This window comes from Oleiphilus sp. HI0066, from assembly GCF_001635725.1.
Genome location: NZ_LWFH01001379.1, coordinates 1 through 976, shown reverse-complemented (window position 1 = coordinate 976; position 976 = coordinate 1). Strand labels below are relative to the sequence as shown.

Sequence of the window (976 nt, the reverse complement as noted above, 5' to 3'; positions counted from 1 at the left end):
CTTTTCATCCAAATCAAAAACAGGCTCTGGAGATTGCGCAGACTCTTTGAGATCTTGAATACCTTTAAGCCGCTCTGCCATACGCTGCTCTCGTAGCGTTTTCTCTCTTTGTTCAGCCAATTTCTCTAAACGTCGATCAGGCTTTGGAGCCTCTACCGGTTTAGGCGGTTCTTGACGCTTCGCCTGCTCTTGTTTCTTTTTCTGCTCGCGCTTCTTTCGTTGCGCCTCTAACTCTGCCTTTCGCTTTTGCTCTGCTAACTTTTTCTTCTTAGCTTCTTCTTGCTTAGCCTTGGCGATTTTCTTTTTTCTCTCAGCCTCTGCTTTTTTCTTAGCCAACTCTTTCTTTCTTTGCGCTTCTTTTTTCTTTCTTAGCTCATCTTGTTTCTTTTTCTGACGCGCCTGTTCTTCTTGACGTTGCTTTTTCTTGTACGGTAGTTGATCAATTTCCTCAGCGGTTAACACTCGCGCCTCGATACTTGCAGGAATGACATAGGTTTTGACTGCCTCACTCGCACTCCAAGACCAACTCAACACAATCACCACGACCAAGTGCAAAACCACACTCGCTGTTAGATAACGTCGATGACCTTTAGTTAAAGACTGCTTCAGCAATGCAATGCTTTCTCTTAAAACTTGAGAGTATTGCTGGCGATTCGCTTTCTTGATCATAGATCTTCTGTTATCAAACCGACACCTGACGCACCAGCCGAACGCAGCGCCGCCATCAACTCAACGACAAGACCGTATTCAACATTTTTATCCGCACGAACTAAAACAGCTAATTGAGGATTGGCAGATAACAAGCCCTCAGTTTTCTCAAGCAAGAAATCTAGCTCCAACGGGTCTTGCGATAACGAACTCATCTCCATGTAGTAGGTCCCGTTTAAATCAACTGAGATGATTAATGGCTCTTGATTTTGTTCGACAATCACAGGGGCTGACTCGACCTGCGGCAGATCGATTTTAATGCCTTGCG

General features: G+C 44.9%; 2 protein-coding genes. Both read right to left on the bottom strand.

Annotated features, from left to right (window positions below; genetic code table 11):
- A partial coding sequence (locus A3738_RS20900) for a hypothetical protein (protein ID WP_197473944.1) occupies positions 1-669 on the bottom strand: 669 nt, incomplete at its 3' end.
- On the bottom strand, positions 666-976 hold a 311-nt coding region (locus tag A3738_RS20895), incomplete at its 5' end, for a biopolymer transporter ExbD (protein ID WP_068763827.1). The genes A3738_RS20895 and A3738_RS20900, both read right to left, overlap by 4 nt.